Annotated in this window: 20 protein-coding genes and 1 riboswitch; of the genes, 1 reads left to right on the top strand and 19 read right to left on the bottom strand. The window is 35.6% G+C overall.

Annotated elements, in window-relative coordinates; translation table 11 throughout:
- Positions 1-123: 123 nt before the first annotated feature.
- From pruA to pcrB, 5 genes are all read right to left on the bottom strand, one after another.
- Positions 124-1,671: an L-glutamate gamma-semialdehyde dehydrogenase gene (gene pruA, locus COI44_RS18240; protein WP_098429205.1), complete on the bottom strand. Its 1,548-nt coding sequence runs from the start codon at positions 1,669-1,671 to the stop codon at positions 124-126.
- Positions 1,672-1,872: 201 nt separating this feature from the next.
- On the bottom strand, positions 1,873-3,075 hold the full coding sequence (locus tag COI44_RS18235; protein ID WP_098429204.1) for a CamS family sex pheromone protein: 1,203 nt from the start codon (positions 3,073-3,075) through the stop codon (positions 1,873-1,875).
- A gap of 70 nt (positions 3,076-3,145) precedes the next feature.
- Complete coding sequence (ligA, locus tag COI44_RS18230) at positions 3,146-5,146, bottom strand: NAD-dependent DNA ligase LigA (protein ID WP_098429203.1); 2,001 nt, start codon at positions 5,144-5,146, stop codon at positions 3,146-3,148.
- A 16-nt stretch (positions 5,147-5,162) separates the two neighbouring features.
- Positions 5,163-7,340, bottom strand: coding sequence for a DNA helicase PcrA (pcrA, locus tag COI44_RS18225; RefSeq protein ID WP_098429202.1), 2,178 nt, complete (start codon positions 7,338-7,340; stop codon positions 5,163-5,165).
- A complete protein-coding gene (gene pcrB, locus COI44_RS18220; protein ID WP_098429201.1) occupies positions 7,340-8,038 on the bottom strand; it encodes a heptaprenylglyceryl phosphate synthase in 699 nt (232 codons plus the stop codon). Before pcrB ends, pcrA begins: the two co-directional genes overlap by 1 nt.
- 222 nt (positions 8,039-8,260) lie before the next feature.
- On the opposite strand from pcrB, the gene COI44_RS18215 reads away from it, so the two are divergent.
- Positions 8,261-8,518, top strand: a complete 258-nt coding sequence (locus COI44_RS18215) for a YgaP family membrane protein (RefSeq protein ID WP_286163981.1) — start codon at positions 8,261-8,263, stop codon at positions 8,516-8,518.
- A gap of 109 nt (positions 8,519-8,627) precedes the next feature.
- Here the strand turns inward: COI44_RS18215 and purD are convergent, their stop codons facing one another.
- From purD to COI44_RS18145, 14 genes are all read right to left on the bottom strand, one after another.
- On the bottom strand, positions 8,628-9,893 hold the full coding sequence (gene purD / locus COI44_RS18210; RefSeq protein ID WP_098429199.1) for a phosphoribosylamine--glycine ligase: 1,266 nt from the start codon (positions 9,891-9,893) through the stop codon (positions 8,628-8,630).
- Positions 9,894-9,912: 19 nt separating this feature from the next.
- Positions 9,913-11,448 (bottom strand): bifunctional phosphoribosylaminoimidazolecarboxamide formyltransferase/IMP cyclohydrolase, encoded by a 1,536-nt coding sequence (gene purH, locus COI44_RS18205; protein ID WP_098429198.1) that lies wholly within the window; start codon positions 11,446-11,448, stop codon positions 9,913-9,915.
- Positions 11,449-11,497: 49 nt separating this feature from the next.
- Complete coding sequence (gene purN, locus COI44_RS18200) at positions 11,498-12,061, bottom strand: phosphoribosylglycinamide formyltransferase (RefSeq protein WP_098429197.1); 564 nt, start codon at positions 12,059-12,061, stop codon at positions 11,498-11,500.
- Complete coding sequence (gene purM / locus COI44_RS18195) at positions 12,061-13,098, bottom strand: phosphoribosylformylglycinamidine cyclo-ligase (protein WP_098429196.1); 1,038 nt, start codon at positions 13,096-13,098, stop codon at positions 12,061-12,063. Before purM ends, purN begins: the two co-directional genes overlap by 1 nt.
- 85 nt (positions 13,099-13,183) lie before the next feature.
- Positions 13,184-14,596 carry an amidophosphoribosyltransferase gene (purF, locus tag COI44_RS18190; protein WP_098429195.1) on the bottom strand — a complete coding sequence of 471 codons (1,413 nt, stop codon included), beginning with the start codon at positions 14,594-14,596 and terminating at the stop codon, positions 13,184-13,186.
- Complete coding sequence (gene purL / locus COI44_RS18185; RefSeq protein ID WP_098429194.1) at positions 14,581-16,800, bottom strand: phosphoribosylformylglycinamidine synthase subunit PurL; 2,220 nt, start codon at positions 16,798-16,800, stop codon at positions 14,581-14,583. Before purL ends, purF begins: the two co-directional genes overlap by 16 nt.
- Entirely contained in the window at positions 16,784-17,467 is a 684-nt protein-coding gene (gene purQ, locus COI44_RS18180; RefSeq protein WP_098429193.1) for a phosphoribosylformylglycinamidine synthase subunit PurQ, read from the bottom strand. Before purQ ends, purL begins: the two co-directional genes overlap by 17 nt.
- Positions 17,464-17,718, bottom strand: coding sequence for a phosphoribosylformylglycinamidine synthase subunit PurS (purS, locus tag COI44_RS18175; protein WP_098429192.1), 255 nt, complete (start codon positions 17,716-17,718; stop codon positions 17,464-17,466). The genes purQ and purS overlap by 4 nt, the downstream gene beginning before the upstream one ends.
- Positions 17,706-18,428 carry a phosphoribosylaminoimidazolesuccinocarboxamide synthase gene (gene purC, locus COI44_RS18170; RefSeq protein ID WP_069032644.1) on the bottom strand — a complete coding sequence of 241 codons (723 nt, stop codon included), beginning with the start codon at positions 18,426-18,428 and terminating at the stop codon, positions 17,706-17,708. Before purC ends, purS begins: the two co-directional genes overlap by 13 nt.
- Positions 18,429-18,543: 115 nt before the next feature.
- The gene (gene purB, locus COI44_RS18165) at positions 18,544-19,839 is read right to left on the bottom strand and encodes an adenylosuccinate lyase (RefSeq protein WP_069032643.1); all 1,296 of its coding nucleotides are present in this window, start codon (positions 19,837-19,839) and stop codon (positions 18,544-18,546) included.
- On the bottom strand, positions 19,836-20,984 hold the full coding sequence (purK, locus tag COI44_RS18160) for a 5-(carboxyamino)imidazole ribonucleotide synthase (protein WP_098429191.1): 1,149 nt from the start codon (positions 20,982-20,984) through the stop codon (positions 19,836-19,838). The genes purB and purK overlap by 4 nt, the downstream gene beginning before the upstream one ends.
- Complete coding sequence (gene purE / locus COI44_RS18155) at positions 20,981-21,466, bottom strand: 5-(carboxyamino)imidazole ribonucleotide mutase (protein ID WP_098429190.1); 486 nt, start codon at positions 21,464-21,466, stop codon at positions 20,981-20,983. The genes purK and purE overlap by 4 nt, the downstream gene beginning before the upstream one ends.
- Before the next feature lie 132 nt (positions 21,467-21,598).
- Positions 21,599-21,700, bottom strand: a riboswitch (purine riboswitch).
- A 246-nt stretch (positions 21,701-21,946) separates the two neighbouring features.
- Positions 21,947-22,246, bottom strand: coding sequence for a flagellar hook assembly protein FlgD (locus COI44_RS18150; RefSeq protein WP_098429189.1), 300 nt, complete (start codon positions 22,244-22,246; stop codon positions 21,947-21,949).
- 315 nt (positions 22,247-22,561) lie between these two features.
- Positions 22,562-23,659 (bottom strand): PRK06851 family protein, encoded by a 1,098-nt coding sequence (locus COI44_RS18145; RefSeq protein ID WP_098429188.1) that lies wholly within the window; start codon positions 23,657-23,659, stop codon positions 22,562-22,564.
- Positions 23,660-23,938: the final 279 nt, after the last annotated feature.

The raw sequence follows: 23,938 nt of genomic DNA, 5'->3' as shown, positions 1-23,938 counted from the left end.
ATCTATTAGTTTATAATGCTAGGAATTGTATAGTAATACAAAGAAACCCCACAAAGAAATTCATTTCTTAGTGGGGTTTCTTCTTTTAAAGGTTGTCAATAAAACAAGCCTTTACTCTATTTATTAAAGCATTTCTGAAGTTGTTTTACCTTGCATGTGAAGAACTAGGTAGTCTGGTCCGCCTGCTTTTGAGTCAGTACCTGACATGTTGAATCCACCAAATGGTTGGTAACCAACGATTGCACCAGTACATCCACGGTTGAAGTATAAGTTACCAGCGTGGAAATCTTCACGTGCTTTTTCGATGTTTGCACGGTTGTTAGAGATAACAGCACCTGTTAAACCGTATTCAGTGTTGTTAGCAATTTCTAAAGCGTGATCGAAGTCTTTAGCTTTACAGAATGCTACAACTGGTCCAAAGATTTCTTCTTTCATTAAACGAGCATCTTCTTTAACGTCAGCAACGATTGTTGGTTTGATGAACCAACCAGTAGAATCGTCTCCTTCTCCACCTGTTACTACACGGCCTTCTTCACGTCCGATTTGTACGTAGCTCATTACTTTATTGAAAGCAGCTTGGTCATTAACTGGACCCATGTAAGTTGAACGGTCTTCTGGGTTTCCAACAGTTAATTCGTTTGTTAATTCGATTGCACGAGCAAGAACTTGATCATACACATCTTGGTGAATTACTGCACGAGAACATGCTGAACATTTTTGACCAGAGAATCCGAATGCAGAAGAAACGATTGATTTAGCAGCTAATTCTAAATCAGCTTCTTTATCAATTACCATTGTGTCTTTACCGCCCATTTCAGCGATAACACGTTTTAACCAGATTTGACCTGGGTTTACTTTTGCAGCGCGCTCATAAATACGGATACCTACTTCTTTAGAACCAGTAAAGCTGATGAAACGAGTGCGTGGGTGATCAACTAAGTAATCTCCTACTTCAGCACCGCTACCTGGTACGAAGTTTACTACTCCTGCAGGTAATCCAGCTTCTTCTAATACTTCTAAGAATTTGTAAGCAACTACTGGAGTTGTACTTGCTGGTTTTAATAGAACAGTGTTACCTGTTACTACAGCAGCTACAGTTGTTCCAGCCATGATTGCAAATGGGAAGTTCCAAGGAGAGATTACAACACCAACTCCTAATGGAATGTAGTTGAAACGGTTATATTCACCAGGACGGCTTTCAACAGGAATTCCGTCTTTTAATTGTAACATTTGACGAGCATAGAACTCTAAGAAATCAATTGCTTCAGCTGTATCAGCATCTGCTTCATTCCAAGGTTTACCAGCTTCTTTAGTTAATAAAGCTGAGAATTCGTGTTTACGACGACGAATAATTGCAGCCGCACGGAATAAGATGTCAGCACGAACTTCAGGTTTAACTTTTTTCCATGTATTAAAAGTTGTATCAGCAATTTGCATAGCTTTTTCAGCTAAGTCACGGCTTGCTTTAGATACAGAACCAATAACTTCTTTATGATTTGAAGGATTTACAGATACGATCTGTTCTTCAGTAAAGATACGCTCTCCACCAATGATTAGTGGATATTTTTCACCTAAATAAGATGAAACTTTTGCTAATCCTTGTTTGTATTGTTCTTGATTTTCCTCTAAGCCAAAGTTTGTAAATGGCTCATGTTTGTAAGGTATAACCATTGAATAAATCCCCCTTTAGTTTGAAAATAGCAACAACTGTAACCGTTTTTCTATCAGTGTTTTCAGTCAATTGCTAGTAGAATAACTACTGTATAAAAAACTCACATTTACATAATACAATATTCCTATATATTCTTCAAATATGAAACGCTTACAGATTCTTCCCTTTCATAAAAAAAAGGAAGAGTAGTCCTCTTCCTTTTAGTTATAAATATGCACACTTGGTTCTTTAGCATCTACATCTTTTACGATGAGTGCTTCCTGTCCATTTGATGAGAAAATATTCGTCTCAACCTTTAAGTATGAAGGGAAATGGTCCATCATAAGTCCCGCTACATATTGAGTAAAAGCTATGACTTCTGCCTTACCATAAAATTGCATAGGTATATCAATTTTAAGTTGTATTAATTCATTATCCTTATAAAAACCAGTGCCTACAACACCCGTATAATTCGGAAAATAATTTTCTATATCTGATTTAAAATTAACCATTTTCATTGCATCATCTCGGTAATCTGCAGTTGCAGCAGCTGAAGGGAATAAATAGTACTTCTCATTTATTTTATCCCAATTACTAATCGAGAAGTCATTTCCAGAAACTGAAGCCATAGCAACATAGTTTCCAGGTACTACAGATGACTGACTTTGCTGACGGAAAATAGCAAATGTGATTGGTATATTTTTAAATTCGTCCATTTTTCGCACTCGCGTCAATATTTCTTGAGCGATCGCTTTACCTTGTTTAATCATTTCATCTTGAGGAATTTTAAGCTCTCTTGGGTAACCGTGCTCCTCTTGATAATAATAAACAGAGTTCATTGCTAAACCAATTGCTACGCCTTCAACTTTAACTTCTTTACCGTCCTTTTTTAGATAATCTTGCTCTAAAATAGAATTTAAAAAAATCGGTGCTTGTTTAGCTTTTTGATCTTCAGTAAGATTTTTTGTGTCCGTTTTAATTGGATTCAATCCATCATTTATAATCGAATTCGGTTTTAAATTTGCCGCTTTTAGTGCATCTTGTTTTTGTTTAAATTGTGAAGGAGTATACTTCCTTTTTAGCCAAGATTCCACCGTTTTTTTACTTAATAATTGTCCTTCTTGATACAGATAATCTTTTGTTGAATATTGCTCTTGTACAATTCGCATTAAACCTAATTCAAATTCACTAATATCAAGTCTATTATCGATATTTGCAACGACAGCACCTCTTGTTTTACTCGGTTTAAATGGAAGTATTGTCTTGTAGTAATCATTTGAAATTGAATAACGGGGTATTATTGCGTCTTCCCCTTTTTTGTTCTTGCTCTCTTGTACAACCTTATCTTCATTCTTTATTGATAATGAACAGCCAGATAAGATGAGCGAAAAACAACATAGGAGCATTCCTATACGTTTTTTCATCTAACTCACACCTTCTACTTATAAGTGAACGAACTACTATCATTAATCCGTCCTCTAGTTGATTGAAATTTTATTGTGGTTGAAGCTCTTTAACCATTCTCTCTTCGTCCCAAATCTCGATATTTAATTTACGTGCAGCATCTAATTTCGATCCAGCTGCCTCACCTGCAATGACTAGATCAGTACTTTTACTAACACTTCCTGCTACTTTTGCGCCAAGTGCTTCTAATTGCTTCTTAGCCTCACTTCTAGTCATCTGTTCTAGCTTACCAGTTAATACTACTGTTTTACCAGCAAAAAGAGAATCCAAATTAATATTTTCTACTTGAATCCCTTTATATTCCATATTCACTCCAACAGTTTTAAACGTTGAAATAAGTTCTTTTACTTCATCTTGTGAAAAATAATCATTAATTGACTGGGCCATTTTAGATCCAATTTCATTAATTCCGGTTATTTCCTCAACTGACGCTTCCATCAATCGATCAATTATTTGGAAATGCTGTGCTAATGTTTTTGCAGCTTTAGCTCCAACATGACGAATACCTAAACCAAATAATAATTTTTCAAGTGAATTTTCTTTAGAAGTTTGAATTGCAGAAATTAATTTATCTGCTGACTTTTCTCCAAATCGTTCAAGTGATAATAATTGTTCTTTCGTTAGAAGATAAAGGTCTGTAAATGTCTTAATCAAATTAGCATCAAATAATTGCGATACTACTCTTTCGCCTAGACCATCGATATTCATTGCATCACGAGACGCAAAATGAATTAATCCTTCACGAATTTGAGATGGACAGAAAGGATTTACACAACGTAGTGCTACTTCACCTGCCACTCTTATTAACTCATGTTCACATGAAGGGCAGTGAGTTGGCATTGCAAAAGGTTGTTCATCACCAATACGACGATCTAATAGTACATTTACTACTTCAGGAATAATATCTCCAGCCTTGCGAATAACGACCGAGTCTCCAATTCGAATGTCTTTTTCTTTAATTAAATCTTCATTATGAAGCGATGCACGTTTTACTACTGTACCTGCAACACGAACAGGTTCTAAAATTGCAGTTGGCGTTACCACACCTGTACGTCCAACACTTAATTCGATATCTACTAATTTGGTTACTACCTCTTCAGCTGGGAACTTAAATGCAATAGCCCATCTTGGTACTTTTGCTGTTGATCCTAACTTTTTCTGAATACTGTATTCATCCACTTTTATGACAATTCCATCAATCTCATAAGGCAATGATGGGCGTTTTTCTTTCCATTCTTCAACGTATTCAATTACTTCTTCAATGGTATGGCATGTTTTGCGGAAAGTATTTGTTTTAAATCCAAGTTTGTGAAGATAATCTAATGCTTCACTATGCTTTTGAATTGAAAATTCCTCAGCTGTAGGGAATCCATAAACGAAGAACGATAAATCTCTCTTTGCCACAATTTTTGGATCAAGTTGGCGTAATGAACCAGCCGCTGCATTTCTTGGATTTGCAAATAATTCTTCTCCATTCTTTTCACGTGATTCATTTACCTTTTCGAAGCTAGCTTTTGGCATAAATGCTTCACCACGAGCTTCTATCGTAATTGGCTCAGAAAGTCTTAATGGAATTGCTTTAATCGTCTTTAAATTATGCGTAATATCTTCCCCAACTGTACCATCACCACGAGTTGCACCTTTGACAAACAATCCATTTTCATATTGAAGTGAAACGGCTAAGCCGTCTATTTTAAGTTCACAAACATAAGGTACCCCCGCAGAATCCTGCCTAATTCTTTGGTCGAAATCTCTTAAATCTCCTTCATTAAACGCATTTCCTAGACTTAACATTGGATGACTGTGAACGACTTTTTCGAACAAATCAATTGCCTGTCCACCTATACGTTGTGATGGAGAATCTGGTGTTAAAATAGAAGGATATTGTTCTTCTAATCCAATTAATTCATGTAATAGTGAGTCATACTCGGCATCTGGCACTGATGGCTGATCTAATACGTAATACTCATAGTTGTATTGATTTAATTTTGTTCGTAGTTCTTCAATTTTATCAATGATTTTTTGATCCAAGAGCTCTCCATCCCTTCTATGCTTTCGTAATTGGAGCAAATTTTGCTAATAAACGCTTAATACCAACAGGACTTGGGAATGCAATATCTAACTCCATTGCTTCGCCTTCTCCTTTTACACTTACAACTGTACCAATTCCCCATTTACCATGAGAAGCTTTATCTCCAACTCTCCAACCGAGTGACTCTCCACCTGTTGTTTTCATTGCCACTGCTGGTCTAGATACAGCACGGCGCTCTGTTACTACTTTCTTATTAGCACGATCTAATAGTTCCTCAGGAATTTCATTAATAAAGCGAGATTCTTGGTTTACACTAGTGCGACCATAAAGTGTACGTGTTTGAGCATTTGTAATATATAAATCTTTTTCCGCTCGTGTTATACCTACATATGCAAGTCTTCTTTCTTCTTCCATTTCTTCTTCATCCATTAAAGAACGACTATGTGGGAAAATACCTTCTTCCAAACCGATTAAAAAGACTACCGGGAACTCTAGCCCTTTAGCAGAGTGAAGCGTCATAAGTATAACCTCATCTGCTTGTGATTCGTCTTTATCCGCTTGATCGATATCAGAAACTAATGCTAAATCAGTTAAAAATGATACTAAACTTTTATCCTCACTGCTTTCTTCAAAAGCATTTGTAACTGTTAAAAACTCTTCAATATTTTCGATTCTAGAAGCAGATTCAATTGTATTTTCATCTTTTAACATTTGGATATAGCCTGTTTTATCAAGTACTTCTTCAACTAGTTCAGTTACTGATAAATAATCTAGCATCTGTTGCCAGTTTTTCGTCATAGCATGGAAATCTCCAACTGCTTTCGTGATTTTCCCACTTAATCCTACGAAATCAATTTGCTCTAAAGTATCAGATAAAGATAAGTCATTCATTATGCTATAGTTAATAATTTTATCTACAGACGCCGCGCCTACACCACGTTTTGGCACATTAATAACTCTTGAAAAACTGATCTCGTCATCTGGATTGGCAATAAATCTTAAGTAAGCAAGTACATCTTTAATCTCTTTACGATCATAGAACTTTACTCCGCCGACCATTTTATAAGGAATATTAGACTTAACTAAAACTTCCTCCATTGCACGTGATTGTGCATTCGTACGATATAGAATTGCAACATCACCATATTGACGAACGCCTTCTTTTTTCCACTCGGCTAGCTTTCCAGCTACGAAATATCCTTCATCTTGTTCTGACGCAGCTCTGAAATAATGAATCGGAGTACCTTGTCCATTTTCTGTCCATAGCTTTTTCGCTTTACGATTTGAATTATTCGTAATAACTGCGTTAGCTGCATCAAGGATCGTTTGAGTCGAACGATAGTTTTGTTCTAACAGAATAACTTGTGCTTTTTCATAATCTTTTTCGAATGAAAGAATATTAGAAATATCTGCTCCACGCCAGCGATAAATTGATTGGTCTGAATCACCTACAACGCAAATATTTTTGAATTGCTCGGCAAGTAATTTTACAATTTTATATTGGGCATGGTTTGTATCTTGATACTCATCCACGTGAATATATTGAAATTTTCGTTGATAATATTGTAGTACTTCTGGAACGCGTTCAAACAAATTAATTGTCATCATAATCAAATCATCGAAATCTAAAGAATGATTTTTACGTAGACGATCTTGATAAGATGCATAAATTTCTCCAACAACTTTTTCATATGGAGTAAAAGCATCTCTTGAATAATCTGCAGCAGTTTGCAGTTCATTTTTTGCACTACTAATAGAACCTAGAATACTACGAGGATCAAATTTCTTTGAATCTAAGTTTTTCTCTTTCAGAATATTTTTTATGACTGTTAATTGGTCAGTTGTATCTAATATAGAAAAGCTTCTGTTAAAGCCAATTCGATCAATATCTCTACGAAGGATACGTACACACATTGAGTGAAATGTTGAAACCCAAATATCTTCTGCATCTTTTCCAACTAGATTAAAAATCCGCTCTTGCATCTCTCTAGCTGCTTTATTTGTGAATGTGATCGCAAGTATATTCCAAGGAGCGACACCTTTTTCACCTAATAAATACGCAATTCGATGTGTTAGTACTCGAGTCTTACCTGAACCTGCTCCAGCCATAATTAATAAAGGACCATCAACCGTTTTAACGGCTTCTTTTTGCATTGGATTTAAACCTTGCAATAATTCTTCTGCTGTTTTCATTACTTAGTCGCTCCTTTTTTCACAGCTTTCACAGTTTGTAAAGCCTCTTGTAAGTTATCATATATAATATTCCCAACAACAATCGTATCAGCAAATTGCTTCATCTCAATTGCTTGTTGAGCTGTTGAAATTCCACCACCATAGAATAATTTCGTATTGTTTAATACGTTCGATACTTCTTCTACCACCTCGGGTGAACCATATGTGCCGCTATATTCTAAATAAAAAATCGGTAATTTTAATAATTGCTCAGAAACTTCCGCATAAGCTACAATATCTTCTATTGAAAGATCTGTCACTGCACTTGTTAGCTTTGCAGCCTTACAATCTTCATTTAATATACAATAACCTTCCATTACCAATTCTTCAGCATGAATTAAATGAGCAAATTCTTTCATTGCTTGTTGATGCATTCCAATAATCCACTTTGGATCATTACTATTTAAAACTGTCGGGATAAAATAGAAATCATAACCTGGAGTTACGGCTTCAAGGTTTGATACCTCTAAAATACATGGTACTGCATAGCGTCTTATTCTAACTAGTAGAGATATCGTAGCATCTAACGTTACATCGTCCGTTCCACCAACTAAAATTGCGTCCGTTCCTGACTCACAAATTTTTTCTAATTCGTCATCAGAGATTTCTTTGTTTGGATCTAATTTAAATATGTGATTCCATTGTGAATAATCGTACATTTTGTCCTCCGGAATTGTTTTTTAACATTAATTTATCTATTTTTATTAAGTACTTTTTATCAAAAATATAAAAATATTGTATCTTATTAGAAAGGAAAAGTAACCCTACGTCCCCATTTTAAGTAATTAATACTAATTGTTTCCTATGATATTGTAACAATTATAGGGAAAAATGGTAAAGAGTGATGTAGTCACTGATACTTATTATAAGGGGAGTTACTGTTGAGACCAAATATTAGCATTATAAATGCACTCATACGTATAACTGCTGGCTTAACAATTTTAGCTTACGGCACAGCAAAGCTTACACGCAGAAGATGTAGTAATTCTGTAATCATTTTGATCATAATCGGTGCCATGAAAGTTGCAGAGGGAATATTACGTTTTTGCCCAATGACTGCTCTAGGTAAGAAATGTAAGATTATGGCAGATAAACACGACGAGGGAGATACATTCGAAGATTATATTCAACCTTCATAAAAGTAGTTTATCAAAAATGGAGTAGATTGTATAGATAAATATAGAACACTAGTTCTTATTTTAACAAGAAATAAGGTCGTCATTGATCATAAATGACGACCCTTTCTTACTAATTATTTACTTTAATTGCTTTATGCGCTATATCGTGGCGATAGAATAAGCCAGTTGATTGAACCGTATCAATTTGTTTATATACATTTTCGCAAGCTTCATTAATGGAACTTCCTTTATGTGCAATAATTAATACTCTTCCACCATTTGTAACATATTCATTATTTTCAAGTTTTGTACCTGCGTGGAAAACCATCGTTTCATTACTAACATTATTTAATCCAGAAATTACAGCACCTTTTTCAGGAACTTCAGGATATCCATTTGCAGCAAGTACAACTCCAACAACAGCTTCCTCTGACCATTCTAAACGGATTTCTTCTTCATTCAATATTGCTAATAATACTTCCGCTAACTCACTCTCTAAACGAGGTAATACAACTTCAGTCTCTGGATCACCAAATCTTGCATTAAACTCGATTACTTTAGGTCCCTGGCTTGTTAACATTAAACCAGCATAAAGTATTCCAGTAAAATGTCTTCCTTCAGAAATCATTGCTTCTGCGACTGGTACTACTATTTCTTTTAAAGATTGTTCAACAACTGACTCTGAGATTTGTGGTACTGGCGAATAAGCACCCATACCACCCGTATTAGGTCCTTTATCTCCATCATATGCACGTTTATGGTCTTGAGCGATTACCATAGGATAAACCTTATTCCCATTAACAAACGACATTAGCGAGAATTCTTCGCCCTCTAAATATTCTTCAATTACTACAGATGCACTTGCATCGCCGTACTTTTCATCAAGTAGCATGTCATGAAGGCTTATGATTGCTTCTTCAATTGTCATCGCTACAACTACACCTTTACCAGCTGCTAATCCATCAGCTTTAATAACAATCGGTGCACCAACTTTTTCAACATATGCTTTTGCTTCTTCAAAACTAGTAAACGTTTCATAAGCTGCAGTCGGTATCGCGTATTTTTTCATTAAATCCTTTGTAAAGCTTTTACTTCCTTCAATAATTGCCGCTTCTTTAGTTGGACCAAATATCTTTAAATTAGCAGCTCGAAAATCATTTACAATTCCGTTCATTAAAGGTACTTCAGGACCAACGATTGTTAAATCAATTTCTTCATTTTTGGCAAATGCAATAAGTGCTTCATGGTCACTTTCATCAATATTGACAAGTGTTGCAACATCAATCATTCCATCGTTTCCTGGAGCAACAAATACGTCTGTTACATTCTCCGATTGATTTACCTTCCAAGCAATTGTATGCTCACGGCCTCCGCTACCAATGACTAATACTTTCATCTTGTCATCTCCTTATTTCTTAATGTTTAAAGTGACGAACCCCTGTAAAGACCATTGCAATTCCATATTCATCAGCTTTTTTAATTGAATCTTCATCTTTGATTGATCCGCCCGGTTGAATAATTGCTGTAATACCTGCTTTAGCCGCTGCTTCTACTGTATCATTCATAGGGAAAAATGCATCTGAAGCTAACGCCGCGCCAACTGATTTTTCGCCAGCTTGTTCAATCGCAATTTTTGCGGCTCCAACGCGATTCATTTGACCTGCACCAACACCGATTGTCATATGATCCTTCGCTAAAACAATTGCATTTGATTTAACATGTTTTACAACTTTCCAACCTAATTTTAAATTCTCCCACTCTTCTTCAGTTGGTTGACGTTTTGTAGGGACTGTAATTGTTGCTTCATCTAATCCAAATGTATCCATGTCTTGACGTAATAAGCCACCATGAACTGTCGTTAATTTAGGTGCAAACGTAGGCTTAGTTTCTAAGTCTACTGTTAATAAACGTAAGTTCTTTTTACTAGTTAAGATTTCTAAAGCCTCTTCACTGAATGAAGGAGCGATAATAATTTCTAAGAATAATTCATGCATTTTCTTAGCTGTTGCAGCATCAACTTCACGGTTTGTCGCAATAATTCCTCCAAAAATTGAAACTGGATCAGCAGTATAAGCACGATCATATGCTTCTTCAATTGTAGTGCCTTCGCCTACTCCACAAGGATTCATGTGTTTTACAGCGACAACAGCTGGATTTGAGAATTCGCGTACAATATTTAATGCTTCATTAGCGTCATTAATATTGTTATAAGAAAGCTCTTTACCATGTAATTGCTCTGCATAAGCAATTGACGAAACTGTTGGCATTGGAGCACGATAGAATGTCGCTTTTTGATGAGGATTTTCACCATAACGTAAAGATTGTTTTAATTCGTAAGTAACAGTATAGCTTTCAGGATTTTCTTCTCCTACTTGCTCTGTTAAATAATTAGAAATTAATGAATCATAAGCTGCAGTATGACGGAAAACTTTAGCAGCTAATCGACGATTCGTATCAATAGAAACCGAGTTATTTTCAGCTAACTCAGCTAAAATTACTTCATAATCTGTTGGGTCCACTACTACAGATACAAATTCATGATTTTTAGCTGCTGAACGAAGCATTGTAGGGCCACCGATATCGATATTTTCAATTGCATCTTCAAATGTAACATCCGGCTTCATAATCGTTTCTTTAAACGGATATAAATTTACACAAACTAAATCAATTGGCTGAATTCCTAACTCGTTCATTTGACGCATATGTTCTTCATTTGAACGAACACCTAGTAAACCTCCGTGAATTGAAGGATGTAATGTTTTTACACGACCATCCATAATTTCTGGAAAGTTAGTTACTTCTGAAATACCAATTACATTTAATCCAGCATCTTTTAATAAATTATAAGTTCCACCTGTTGAAATAACTTCAAAATCATGTTTAATTAATCCACTTACAAATTCAATAATCCCTTGTTTATCTGAAACGCTAACTAAAGCTCGTTTTTTCATGATATACATTCCCCTATCTAATCGATTTCACGCTCTATATCTAATCTAATTAACTAAACAATTTTTTTAGTGTTTGCACATATAAAACATGCTCGACACTATGAACCTTCTGCTCAAGAGACTCCTTAGAATCTCCCTTTTCAATCAGAATTTCTTCTTGCGCAATAATTGGACCAGTATCCATTCCTTCATCGACAAAATGAACCGTTACACCAGTCGATTCGACACCTGCTAGGAGAGCTTGACCAATTGCGTCTTTTCCAGGAAATAATGGTAGAAATGAAGGATGAATATTTACTATTTTCCCAGGAAATGAGTCTAAAATTGTCGGACCAATCAATCTCATATAGCCTGCTAATACGATAAATTCGACATTTAACTCTTTAAGATGGGTAATAATTTCACCTTCATATTGCTCTTTTGATTCATAGTTTTTCGCTGAAAATATAAATGATGGTATATTTGCTTGCTTTGCACGTTCTATACAAAATGCATTTGGACGATCACAAACAAGTAATTTCACTTCAGCATTCACTTCTCCGCTTAGAGTTGCATCAAGAATGGCTTGAAAGTTGCTGCCATTTCCTGAAGCAAATACGGCAATCTTCTTCATTACAGAGAACCTCCGCCAAAGGTTACACCTTCACCTGCTTTTGTTCTTCCGATAATAAATACTTTTTCTCCGTCTTCTTCTAATAGTTTAATAGTGTCATGTAAGTTCTCTTCACTAACCGCAAGAACCATACCAATACCCATATTAAAAATATTAAACATTTCTTCACGCTTTAATTCACCAATCTCTTCTAATAAATCAAAGATTGGTTGGATTGGCCATGAACCGTAATCAATTTCTGCACCGATTCCTTCTGGAAGCATTCTTGGGATATTTTCAATAAACCCACCACCAGTAATATGTGCCATACCTTTTACTTCAAACTTTTTAAGGACATTTAAGATTGGTTTTACATAAATTTTAGTTGGGCGTAGTAGTTCTTCGCCTAAAGTATGACCTAATTTATCAATGTGTTGATCAAGCGTTAAGCCACCTTTTTCTAATAAAACCTTACGAACTAGAGAATATCCATTACTATGGATCCCGTTTGATGAGATTCCTAATAAGATTTCTCCTTCTTTAATGCTTTGTCCTGTTACAAGCTTCGGCTTGTCAACAATCCCTACTGCAAAACCAGCAATATCATATTCATCTTCTGGATACATACCAGGCATCTCTGCAGTTTCTCCACCCACTAATGAGCAGCCTGCTTGAACGCAGCCATCAGATACACCTTTTACAATTTGCTCAATTCGTTCAGGTACAGCCTTGCCAACTGCTAAGTAATCTAGGAAAAATAAAGGCTCCGCTCCTTGAACCACAATATCATTCACACACATCGCGACTGCATCAATGCCAATCGTATCGTGACGGTCCATTTGGAAAGCTAATTTTAATTTTGTTCCTACTCCATCTGTCCCTGATACAAGAACTGGTTCTTTAAGATTGAATTTGGAAAGATCAAACATTCCTCCAAATCCGCCTAATCCACCAAGAACTTCTTGACGCATTGTTTTTTGAACGTGTTTCTTCATTCTGTTCACTGCTTCGTAGCCAGCTTCGATATCTACTCCAGCTTGTTTATATGCATTCGCCATGTGATGATTTCCCCTTTCAGTTCCTTATGAATAGATTCAATTGAAAAGAGGCGGCGACTTTGCTCACCGCCTCTGTTTTTTAATATTAATTATGAGAATGTACTAATTCATTTTCATCATAGATTACTGTTGGATACTTCCCTGTAAAGCAAGCAGTACATTGCCCTCTATTTGGTCCCTCATGATTTCTACCAATAGCATTTAATAATCCTTCTAAACTAATAAATTCTAATGAATCTGCACCAATTTCTTCGCAAATTTCTTCAATTGTATTAGTTGCAGCAATTAACTCTTCTCTTGTAGAAGTGTCAATACCATAATAGCAAGGATTTTTCAATGGTGGTGCACCAATACGAACATGAACTTCACTTGCACCTGCGTCACGTAACATTTGTACGATTCGGCGGCTTGTAGTTCCACGAACAATTGAATCATCTACCATTACTACACGTTTCCCTTCAACGATCGAACGAACTGGAGAAAGTTTCATCTTAACCCCTTGCTCTCTAAGTTCTTGAGAAGGCTGAATAAACGTACGACCTACGTAGCGATTTTTAATCAAACCAAGTTCATATGGAATACCAGATTCTTCTGCGTAACCAACTGCTGCTGAAATACTTGAATCTGGTACACCGATTACTACGTCTGCTTCAACAGGAGCTTCTTTAGCTAATACACGCCCCATATTTTTACGTGCTGCATGAACATTGATATTATCAATATTGCTATCAGGACGAGAGAAATAAATATATTCCATACTACAAATTGTGTGATTAACTGATGAAGTAAACTGATCAGTTTCCACTCCATTGTCTGAAATAATTAGTAATTCTCCCGGATTAATATCTCGAATATATTTTGCTCCGACTACATCAAATGCACACGTCTCTGAAGCTACAACATAAGCGTCACCTAGTTTAGCTAACGCCAATGGTCTAAAGCCATTTGGATCTAGTGCGACATACATTGCATCTTTAGTTAGAACTAAGTAAGCGAAAGCTCCTTTGATCATATTTAAAGAGGCTTTAATGCTATCTTTTAATGGAGCAGAGCCATTACGTTTAATTAAATGAGCAAGCACTTCAGTATCAGAAGTAGTTTGAAAAATACTACCTTGCATTTCTAAGTCTTTACGTAATCTTGAAGCATTTACTAAATTACCATTATGAGCAAGAGCAATGCTTCCAGTATGCGATTGGAATAATAGAGGCTGAACATTTTCATATCCGCCTCCGCCTGCAGTTGCATAACGAACATGTCCAATAGCAGCTTTTCCGTGTAAATCATTTAATTGACCTTTACTGAAAACTTCTGTTATTAAACCAAGTCCTTTTGCACCTTCAAGTTCATTCCCATCCGTTACAACAATTCCAGCTCCTTCTTGGCCTCTATGTTGTAAGCTATGAAGACCATAGTAGGAGATTTGGGCAGCATCAGTATGCCCCCAAATTCCAAAAATTCCACACTCTTCGTTTAGTCCTTTTATTTCAGCAAGCATGGGATCGCCTCTTTCCAAGCTTGTTTCAGTTCCTCAACTGAAGCATGAAGAACTGTTTCATTGTTTTCATTACGAACTGTTACTGATGTTTCTTCTGTAACTGTACCGATTAACTTTGCATCTACTAATGCTTCGAATTGTTCTTTATGTTCAGGTTTAACTGAAAGTAAGAAACGTGATTGAGTTTCGCTAAATAATGAAACAACCTCATTTCCTTCGATCGTAATAGTTGCACCAACTTCTGACGGACCAAATGTGCTTTCTGCAATCGCTACAGCTAAACCACCCTCAGAAATATCGTGTGCTGAAGCAACTACACCTGCTTGAATAGCAGCAAGAATTTGCTCTTGGCGACTAGATTCAACAGCTAAATCAATACTTGGTGCTTTACCAAAGATTTTGCCATTTAATAATTTTTGAAGCTCACTTCCACCGAATTCAGCTTCTGCACCACCGATTACATAAATTAAATCGCCAGCAGTTTTAAAGTTTTGAGTCGTGATATGCTCGACATCTTCAATTAGACCTACCATACCAACTACAGGAGTTGGGTAAACTGCTTCACCATTTGTTTCGTTATATAATGATACGTTACCACCGATTACTGGAGTACTTAATACATTACAAGCTTCACTCATACCATCTGTTGCTTTTTCTAACTGCCAGAAAATCTCAGGTTTTTCAGGATTTCCGAAGTTTAAGCAATCAGTAATTGCAAGTGGACGAGCACCTGAACAAACTACATTACGAGCTGCTTCTGCTACTGCAATTTTCCCACCAACTTCAGGATCTAAATATAAGTAGCGTGCATTACAGTCAGTTGTCATTGCTAGAGCTTTTTTTGTATCACGAATTCTGATTACTGCAGCATCTGAACCTGGAGCAACTACTGTATTTGTACGAACCATATAATCATACTGACCGTAAACCCATTCTTTACTTGCGATTGTAGGTTGAGAAAGTAATTGTTTTAACGTTTCTTTTGAATCACTAATTTCAGGAATATAGTTTTCCATCGCTTGGAACTCACCATAATATGCAGGTTCACTTGATGGCTTATGATATACTGGAGCTTCTTCAGCAAGAGCATCTACAGGTAATTCAGCTACAACCTCACCATTATGAAGTAAGCGAAGCATCTTATCATCTGTAACACGTCCTACAGATACAGCATGTAAATCATACTTTTCAAATAAGTCTACGATTTCTTGTTCTCTACCTTTTTCTACAACAAGTAACATACGTTCTTGAGATTCAGATAGCATCATTTCGTAAGCTGTCATACCAGCTTCACGTTGAGGAACTAAATCAAGATTCATCTCAATTCCCATTCCTGCTTTTGAAGCCATCTCAGCAGATGAAGATGTTAATCCAGCTGCGCCCATATCTTGAATACCAACAAGAGCATCATTTTGAACAACTTCTAAACATGCTTCAAGTAATAACTTCTCCATAAATGGATCGCCTACTTGCACCGCTGGGCGTTTCTCATCAGATGCATCAGATAACTCTTCAGAAGCAAAAGTTGCACCATGAATTCCATCACGACCAGTTGAAGCTCCAACGTACATTACTGTATTTCCAGCACCATGCGCTTGACCTTTTTTAATATCTTTATGATTGATTAATCCAACACACATTGCATTTACTAAAGGGTTGCCTTCGTAACATGGATCGAAGTTTACTTCTCCACCAACTGTTGGAATACCAATACAGTTTCCATATCCAGCAATACCTGCAACAACTTCTTCAAATAAATACTTAACTCTTGGAGTTTCTAATTCACCAAATCGTAAAGAATTTAGAAGTGCAACAGGACGTGCTCCCATTGAAAATACATCACGAATAATTCCACCTACACCAGTTGCAGCACCTTGGTACGGTTCAATTGCAGAAGGATGATTATGGCTTTCGATTTTAAATACTACAGCTTGCTCATCGCCAATATCAACAATACCTGCTCCTTCACCTGGTCCTTGTAAAACATGCTCACCGCTTATTGGGAATTTACGTAATAAAGGTTTTGAGTTTTTATAACTACAATGTTCAGACCACATTACTGAGAATAATCCAAGCTCTGTATAGTTCGGATTGCGACCAATAATTGATTTGACTAATTGAAACTCTTCATCAGTTAAGCCCATAGTGGCATAAATTCTATCATTTTCAATTTGAATTGGATTTGGCTCAAGAAGTAACGACATGGTTTTCCCTCCAGTTTCTTACAATCGAACGAAATAGTTGAAGTCCGTCTGCACTACCTAATAATGCATCAACTGCACGCTCAGGGTGTGGCATCATTCCTAATACATTTCCTTTTTCATTAACAATTCCTGCGATATCATCTAAGCTACCATTCGGATTATTTTGATAACGGAAAATTATCTGATTATTACTTTTAAGTGATTCGTATGTTTCTTGATCGCAATAGTAATTTCCTTCACCATGTGCGATTGGAACTGTAATTACTTGACCTTTTTCATAACCAGTTGTAAACATTGATTCATTGTTTTCAACAATTAACTCAACAGGCTTACACATAAATTTTAATTTCTCATTACGTCTAAGAGTACCTGGTAGTAGACCTGCTTCAGTTAGGATTTGGAATCCATTACAAACGCCAAATACTGGTTTACCTTCAGCAGCAGCTTTCTTCACGGCATCCATCACGTTTGCAAAACCTGCAATTGCGCCAGAGCGTAAGTAATCTCCATATGAGAAGCCACCTGGTAATAAGATACCATCAAATTCATCTAAATTCGTTGAATCATGCCATACGTATTCTACTTCTTCGCCTAACTCATCTTTGATTGCATGATACATATCAACATCACAATTTGAGCCCGGGAACACAATTACTGCAAACTTCACTGTGCGACTACCTCCTCTACCTCATAACGGTAATCTTCAATTACGATGTTTGCTAATAACTTTTCACACATTTCTTTTACTGTAGTATCTAAATCTGCAACATTTTTATCAATTAATAATTCCATATATTTACCGATACGAACATCTTGAACTTCGTTAAAATTCATGCTATGAAGTGCGTTTTTAACTGCATTTCCTTGTGGATCTAAAACACTTTCTCTTAATGTAACGAATACTCTTACTTTGAACATGATAATCCCCCTAAGCGTTTTAAAATTTCTTCGTATCCATCTGTTAAGTTACCTAAATCTCTACGGAATACATCTTTATCAAATTTCGCGTTTGTATCTTTATCCCATAATCGGCAAGTATCTGGTGAAATCTCATCTGCTAATAAAATTGTTCCATCATTTAATTTGCCAAACTCTAATTTAAAATCGACTAATCGAACATTACATGCATTAAACTGTTCTACTAGCACATCATTAACACGGAGAGCAATTTCTTTAATTGTTTCAAGATCTTCAGTTGTTGCTAGTTTAAGTGCAGCGATATGATCTTCATTAATAATTGGATCACCTAGATCATCACGTTTGTAATAAAACTCAATGATTGGCTTTTCTAACTTAACACCCTCATCTAATCCCATGCGTTTCGATAAGCTACCAGCAACGATATTTCTAACAACTACTTCAATTGGTACAATTGTTACTCGTTTTACAAGTTGTTCAAGTTCTGATGTTTTTTCTACGAAATGTGATGCAATACCTGATTCCATTAACTTTGAAAATAGTAAACTAGTAATTGCATTATTTAAGCGACCTTTACCGGCAATTTCTGCTTTCTTTTCACCGTTAAATGCAGTTGCTGAATCTTTGTACACAACTCTTACAATTTCAGGATTCTCAGTTGAGAAAATTCTTTTTGCTTTTCCCTCATACAACATTACTTGCTCTGCCATGTTAACAATGCCTCCCATATCCTCATTTAGACACCCAATAGAATTTATGCTTTATCTGTTATTTGAATTGTTTGGCTAAGAATTTTTTTCTCTAATCTTAGCCAAACAATATTTATTAATTTAATCCTAAGCGTTCAAAAATTGTATCGACTTGACTTAAGTGGTAGCTGTAGTCAAAGCAATCATTAATTTCTTCTTGAGATAATAAAGAAGTAATTTTCTCTTCTGCTTCTACAAGCTCTTTAAACTGTACTTGAGTTTCCCAAGCTTCCATTGCTTTTGGTTGAACAGTATCATAAGCCTCTTCACGTGACATTCCTTTTTCAATTAAAGCAAGAAGTACACGTTGAGAATAAATTAGTCCGTAAGTACGGTCCATGTTACGTTTCATATTCTCAGGGAATACTGTAAGGTTTTTAACAATATTTCCAAATCGATTTAACATGTAATTTAAAAGTATTGTTGCATCTGGTAAGATGATTCTTTCTGCAGATGAATGTGAGATATCTCTTTCATGCCAAAGTGATACATTTTCATAAGCCGTAACCATATGACCCCTAATTACACGAGCTAATCCTGTCATGTTTTCAGATCCGATTGGATTACGTTTATGTGGCATTGCAGAAGAGCCTTTTTGACCTTTTGCAAAGAATTCTTCAACTTCGCGTGTTTCACTTTTTTGTAATCCACGTACTTCAGTTGCAAACTTCTCAATTGAAGTTGCAATTAAAGATAATGTTGCCATGTAGTGAGCATGACGATCACGCTGTAAAGTTTGAGTTGAAATTGGAGCTGCTTGAATTCCTAACTTTTCACAAACATATTCTTCAACAAACGGAGGAATATTTGCGTAAGTTCCAACTGCGCCTGAGATTTTGCCTACTCGAACTGTTTCAATCGCATTCTTAAATCGCTCTAAGTTACGCTTCATTTCTTCAGTCCATAATGCCAGTTTCAAACCAAAAGTAGTTGGTTCTGCATGTACACCGTGAGTACGTCCCATCATTACTGTGTACTTATGTTCTTTAGCTTTCGTTTCAAGAATTCCAATGAAATTCTCTAAATCTTTTAATAAGATATCATTTGCCTGACGTAGTAAGTATGAAAGTGCCGTGTCTACTACATCAGTTGAAGTTAAACCATAATGTACCCATTTACGTTCGTCGCCTAATGTTTCAGACACTGCACGTGTAAATGCAACTACGTCATGACGTGTTTCTTTTTCAATTTCATAAATTCGGTTTATATCGAAAGAAGCTTTTTCACGTAACACTTTTACGTCTTCTTTAGGAATATCTCCTAATTCAGCCCATGCTTCACATGCTAAGATTTCAACTTCTAACCAAGCTTTAAATTTGTTTTCTTCTGTCCAAATTGCTGCCATTTCTGGGCGTGAATAACGTTCAATCATATTATTACCTCCACCGGGTTTTGTTCCCAAATCCCTAACTCTTGTACTTTTTGCATCGCTAGTTCTGTTGATGCTGCCATTATATTAATATGTCCCATTTTACGGCCTTTTTTGCTTTCTTCTTTTCCATAAAGATGGACATTTAATGTACTATCATTTTGCATTACATTCAATACTTCTTCAACATGTTCACCTAATATATTTACCATTACAACTGGTTTAAGTAATTCCGTATTCCCTAATGGTAAATTACAAACCGCTCGAATATGCTGCTTAAACTGTGAAGTTTCAACTGCCTCCATCGTATAGTGTCCTGTATTATGTGGACGCGGAGCTAATTCATTAATATAAACCTGCTCATCTTCTGTTACAAATAACTCAATTGCTAAAACACCTACAAGATGAAATGAGCTAGCTACTTTTTTTGCATAGTTCTCTGCTGTTTCTATTACTGATTTTGATGTATTTGCCGGTACAGATGAAGTATGCAGAATTTGATTTATATGAACATTCTCTGCTATTGGAAACGTATTTACCTCTCCATTACTATTTCTTGCGACAATTATTGACAATTCTTTTTCAAAAGGAACCCAGCCCTCAAGAATACATTGCTGTTTTTTTACAAGTTCTAACGCTTCAACAAAGTCTTCCTCAGCTCTTAAAACAACTTGCCCTTTTCCGTCATAACCACCTGTTGTCGTTTTCAAAACAGCTGGTAAACCTATTTTCGTAACTGCCTCAGAAAATTGCTCTTCATTTTCTACTAGTTGAAATGGAGCAACCTTTATACCTAAATTTTGAATAGCTGTTTTTTCAGTTAATCTATTTCTTGTAAGCTTTAATAACTCACTGCCTTGAGGTAAATAAGAATGTTGATCCAAATACTCAAGAGCGTTTACATCAATATTTTCAAATTCATATGTTATAACATCACTTACTTTCGCAAGCTGTTTAATTGCTTCTATATTAGAATATTCAGCCGTAATCTCTATATCAGATACTTGCCCACAAGGCGAGTTTGGAGTAGGATCTAAAACAGCTATTTTATAGCCCATTTCTTTCGCCGAAAGCGCCATCATTCTTCCAAGTTGGCCTCCCCCGATGATCCCTATTGTTTGTCCTGGTAGAATTACTTTGCTATTCATATTGATTCACTACTTTCTAGTACTTGTTTAGTAGTGTTTTCACGACGAGTTTCTAATGCTAAATAAACTTCTTGATCTTGGATACTTAATACTTGAGCTGCAAGTAAGCCTGCATTCGTCGCACCTGCTTTACCAATTGCAACAGTTGCAACAGGTACTCCGCCTGGCATTTGCACAATTGATAATAATGAATCTAATCCATTTAAAGCTTTTGATTGTACTGGTACACCAATTACTGGAAGTGTCGTTTTTGCTGCTACCATTCCTGGTAAGTGAGCAGCTCCGCCTGCACCTGCAATGATTACTTTAATACCGCGTTCTCTAGCTGATTCTGCATACTCAAACATTAAATCTGGTGTACGATGTGCTGAAACAACTCGTTTCTCATAGCTTATATTAAGCTCTTCTAACACATCACAAGCGTGTTTCATTGTTTCCCAATCACTTGTACTCCCCATAATGACCCCAACTACCGGTTTCATCTGCTTTTCCCCCAAGTTTATTCGCTATTTTTTTATTTTTACAAAAAATTTCCAACAAAAAACGCCTAAATAGAATTATTTCTCTATGGCGAGAAAGATAATCTACTTAGGCGTATACTAATTTACGTACACGTGTGATTAACTTCCCCTCATAGTCCAGTAATTTAAGGTTACTAGGTAGAAACTTTTGGGCCATATTCCCAAACTTATATGAGGTTTGCTAAATTTCCTATCTCTATAGTATCAATTTATAACTCTTTTTTCAACAAAATATGAATGTTTTTCTTAAAAAATATTTTAATGTTCGTGTTTTACTAGGTTTTTTACATTCTATGATGTCTATTTTAGTTAAATTACTCATAGCTACTGTAATGTTTTTAATTCATATTCGGATTTCATAGTATCGAATAATTAAGAAGAACAAAAAAGCTATCTATCCCTATAATAAATAGGAAAGATAGCTTTTTCAATTCTTGACTTTTATTGAAGAACCGTTACTTTAGTCGGAGTTGATGTTACTTTAAATCCATCTTTTGTTGTAACATTAGCAGAGATATAATATGTGCCGTTTGGCAGATCTGCTTTTGGAACCCATTTTGTGTGCACTTCTTTTTGATTTTTATATTCAAATGTATCAACTATATTTCCATTTACATCTTTCACATTGAACTTCCAATCTACCCTGTTTTGAGCAAAGAAGTCGACTGAGGCTACTCTGTTTTTACTAATATTTGTAGTCGGATATACGCTGCCGTTCGAAAGTACCATCCATTCACTCATATACTTAGCACTTTGATCTCCCCAAGTAGTATACGAGTGATTAAATGCATTGTCAGCTCCACCAATTACAATACTCTTTGGTTCAATATTTACTAGTAAAGTTTGAGCTGTTCCTGGTGAATAATAATTTCCGTTGACCCTGAAAACAGATGCTGCATATCCACTGTCATCATCGCTACCTTTTCATGAAATTTCGTATTTTCTCCTTCACGAATGTAGCATAAAAAAATGACTAAAAAGTACTAATACTTCCCATCTTTAAAAATAAACAACAGGTGTACCTATATAGGTACACCTGTTTCAAATTAGAAAATACTAATATTTTATAATACTTTCAATTTCCTCTATTAATTCAGACTGAATTTTATCAACTTTTGAAAAGTCCATAGCTCCAATATAAATAGCTTCTAATTCGTCTCTAAGAACTTTAGCCTCTGCCAAATAAGATATTGCCTCTTTCATTTTATCTTTGTATGAATTTGTTGTTCTTTCGATTTCAGTTGCGTATTTCTCATCTGTTCCTGGCGTAATACATCTTTCATACATATCAATAATCTCATCGTTTTCACGATCAGGAAAGTATTCATGTGGTGCCGTGCTGTCAAAGATTGCAATGCCCTTTTCAGGAATAATGACCATATCAAGGCTGTTTGGATCAAATCCACAATGATAAATCTCTACATCAAATCCTCTTTCTTCTCCTGCAGCTGCTATTTTCTTTAACATTGTTGATTTACCGGAACCAGCTCTACCTTTAATAAAATATCGCTTTTCGATTTCTTCTGTTAAATTTTGAATATAATCTACCGCACCACTCGGAGTTGCTGCACCTAAAAATCTATGTTTTACTTTGGAGTCTTTTTCAGTATTACTGTCATTACCATAAAATAGCACTATCAATTCGTCGGTCAGTTTATTAGCTTCTAAAAAGTTCATATTGGAAATATATATTTCTTCGATCTCATCATGAGCCCTTAATGAAGCCGCAAATGTGTTATATGCTGTTTGAAACTTCTTGGAAATTTCATCATTTAGTGTTAGTATTGCTTCCTTGTGCATGGATAATTTCTTAGAATCCCAAGCAACACCTAAATTCACATATTCTTCAATAACCCCTGGAGCTTTTGGTTCAATTACATGTGGTGCTGTTCCGTCTACTATACCAATTTGAAATTTCGGGATAATTAAGCCATCAACTGAATTGGTATCTGAAGAACAATGTAAATATTCAATATCGATCCCCTTATTTACAATCAATTCTCCAATTGTTTTCATTAAAGTTGATTTCCCAGTACCTGGACCACCTTTTAGAATGAATAGTTTTTCTAAATCCTCTAAAGCTGAGTCATAGAGATTATAAAACCCTTTTGCAGTATTACCACCTGCATAATAATTGAGTATTTTTCCTCTCATCTTTTTCCCTCCATTCAATCTAGGTTATGTAGATTTATAATTAAGGGTGTTTGCCCAGCATTTATATTATTGTGTACTTTATTAACTTTTGGCAGAAGTAAAGTAACCTGTTAATTATTTGCTGAACTATTTGGGGATATTCTTAAACTTGTCGTTTAGACTTTTGATAGTCTCTCTATCTATATGTAAGGTCATGTTAAGGTCTGATATATCAAAATTGAATACAAAAAAACATCAGCGTATTAGCTGATGTTTTTGTTTACCAGGCGACGTTCTACT

The organism is Bacillus sp. AFS088145 (assembly GCF_002564465.1).
Classification (GTDB): domain Bacteria; phylum Bacillota; class Bacilli; order Bacillales; family Bacillaceae_G; genus Gottfriedia.
Note: the sequence above shows the minus strand (reverse complement) of the source record. Positions and strands in the feature narration are given on the sequence as shown.

Excerpts from the sequence above, each read along its gene's own strand:
- pcrA (WP_098429202.1), bottom strand. The coding sequence starts at position 7,340 with ATGAAAACAGCAGAAGAATTATTGCAAGGTTTAAATCCAATGCAAAAA.
- purE (WP_098429190.1), bottom strand. The coding sequence starts at position 21,466 with ATGAAACCGGTAGTTGGGGTCATTATGGGGAGTACAAGTGATTGGGAA.
- purD (WP_098429199.1), bottom strand. The coding sequence starts at position 9,893 with ATGAAAGTATTAGTCATTGGTAGCGGAGGCCGTGAGCATACAATTGCT.
- purB (WP_069032643.1), bottom strand. The coding sequence starts at position 19,839 with ATGATTGAACGTTATTCACGCCCAGAAATGGCAGCAATTTGGACAGAA.
- COI44_RS18145 (WP_098429188.1), bottom strand. The coding sequence starts at position 23,659 with ATGAGAGGAAAAATACTCAATTATTATGCAGGTGGTAATACTGCAAAA.
- purC (WP_069032644.1), bottom strand. The coding sequence starts at position 18,428 with ATGGCAGAGCAAGTAATGTTGTATGAGGGAAAAGCAAAAAGAATTTTC.
- pruA (WP_098429205.1), bottom strand. The coding sequence starts at position 1,671 with ATGGTTATACCTTACAAACATGAGCCATTTACAAACTTTGGCTTAGAG.
- purL (WP_098429194.1), bottom strand. The coding sequence starts at position 16,800 with ATGTCGTTACTTCTTGAGCCAAATCCAATTCAAATTGAAAATGATAGA.
- pcrB (WP_098429201.1), bottom strand. The coding sequence starts at position 8,038 with ATGTACGATTATTCACAATGGAATCACATATTTAAATTAGATCCAAAC.
- purK (WP_098429191.1), bottom strand. The coding sequence starts at position 20,984 with ATGAATAGCAAAGTAATTCTACCAGGACAAACAATAGGGATCATCGGG.
- purN (WP_098429197.1), bottom strand. The coding sequence starts at position 12,061 with ATGAAGAAGATTGCCGTATTTGCTTCAGGAAATGGCAGCAACTTTCAA.
- COI44_RS18235 (WP_098429204.1), bottom strand. The coding sequence starts at position 3,075 with ATGAAAAAACGTATAGGAATGCTCCTATGTTGTTTTTCGCTCATCTTA.
- purS (WP_098429192.1), bottom strand. The coding sequence starts at position 17,718 with ATGTTCAAAGTAAGAGTATTCGTTACATTAAGAGAAAGTGTTTTAGAT.
- purM (WP_098429196.1), bottom strand. The coding sequence starts at position 13,098 with ATGGCGAATGCATATAAACAAGCTGGAGTAGATATCGAAGCTGGCTAC.
- COI44_RS18150 (WP_098429189.1), bottom strand. The coding sequence starts at position 22,246 with ATGAGTGAATGGATGGTACTTTCGAACGGCAGCGTATATCCGACTACA.
- purH (WP_098429198.1), bottom strand. The coding sequence starts at position 11,448 with ATGAAAAAACGAGCTTTAGTTAGCGTTTCAGATAAACAAGGGATTATT.
- purF (WP_098429195.1), bottom strand. The coding sequence starts at position 14,596 with ATGCTTGCTGAAATAAAAGGACTAAACGAAGAGTGTGGAATTTTTGGA.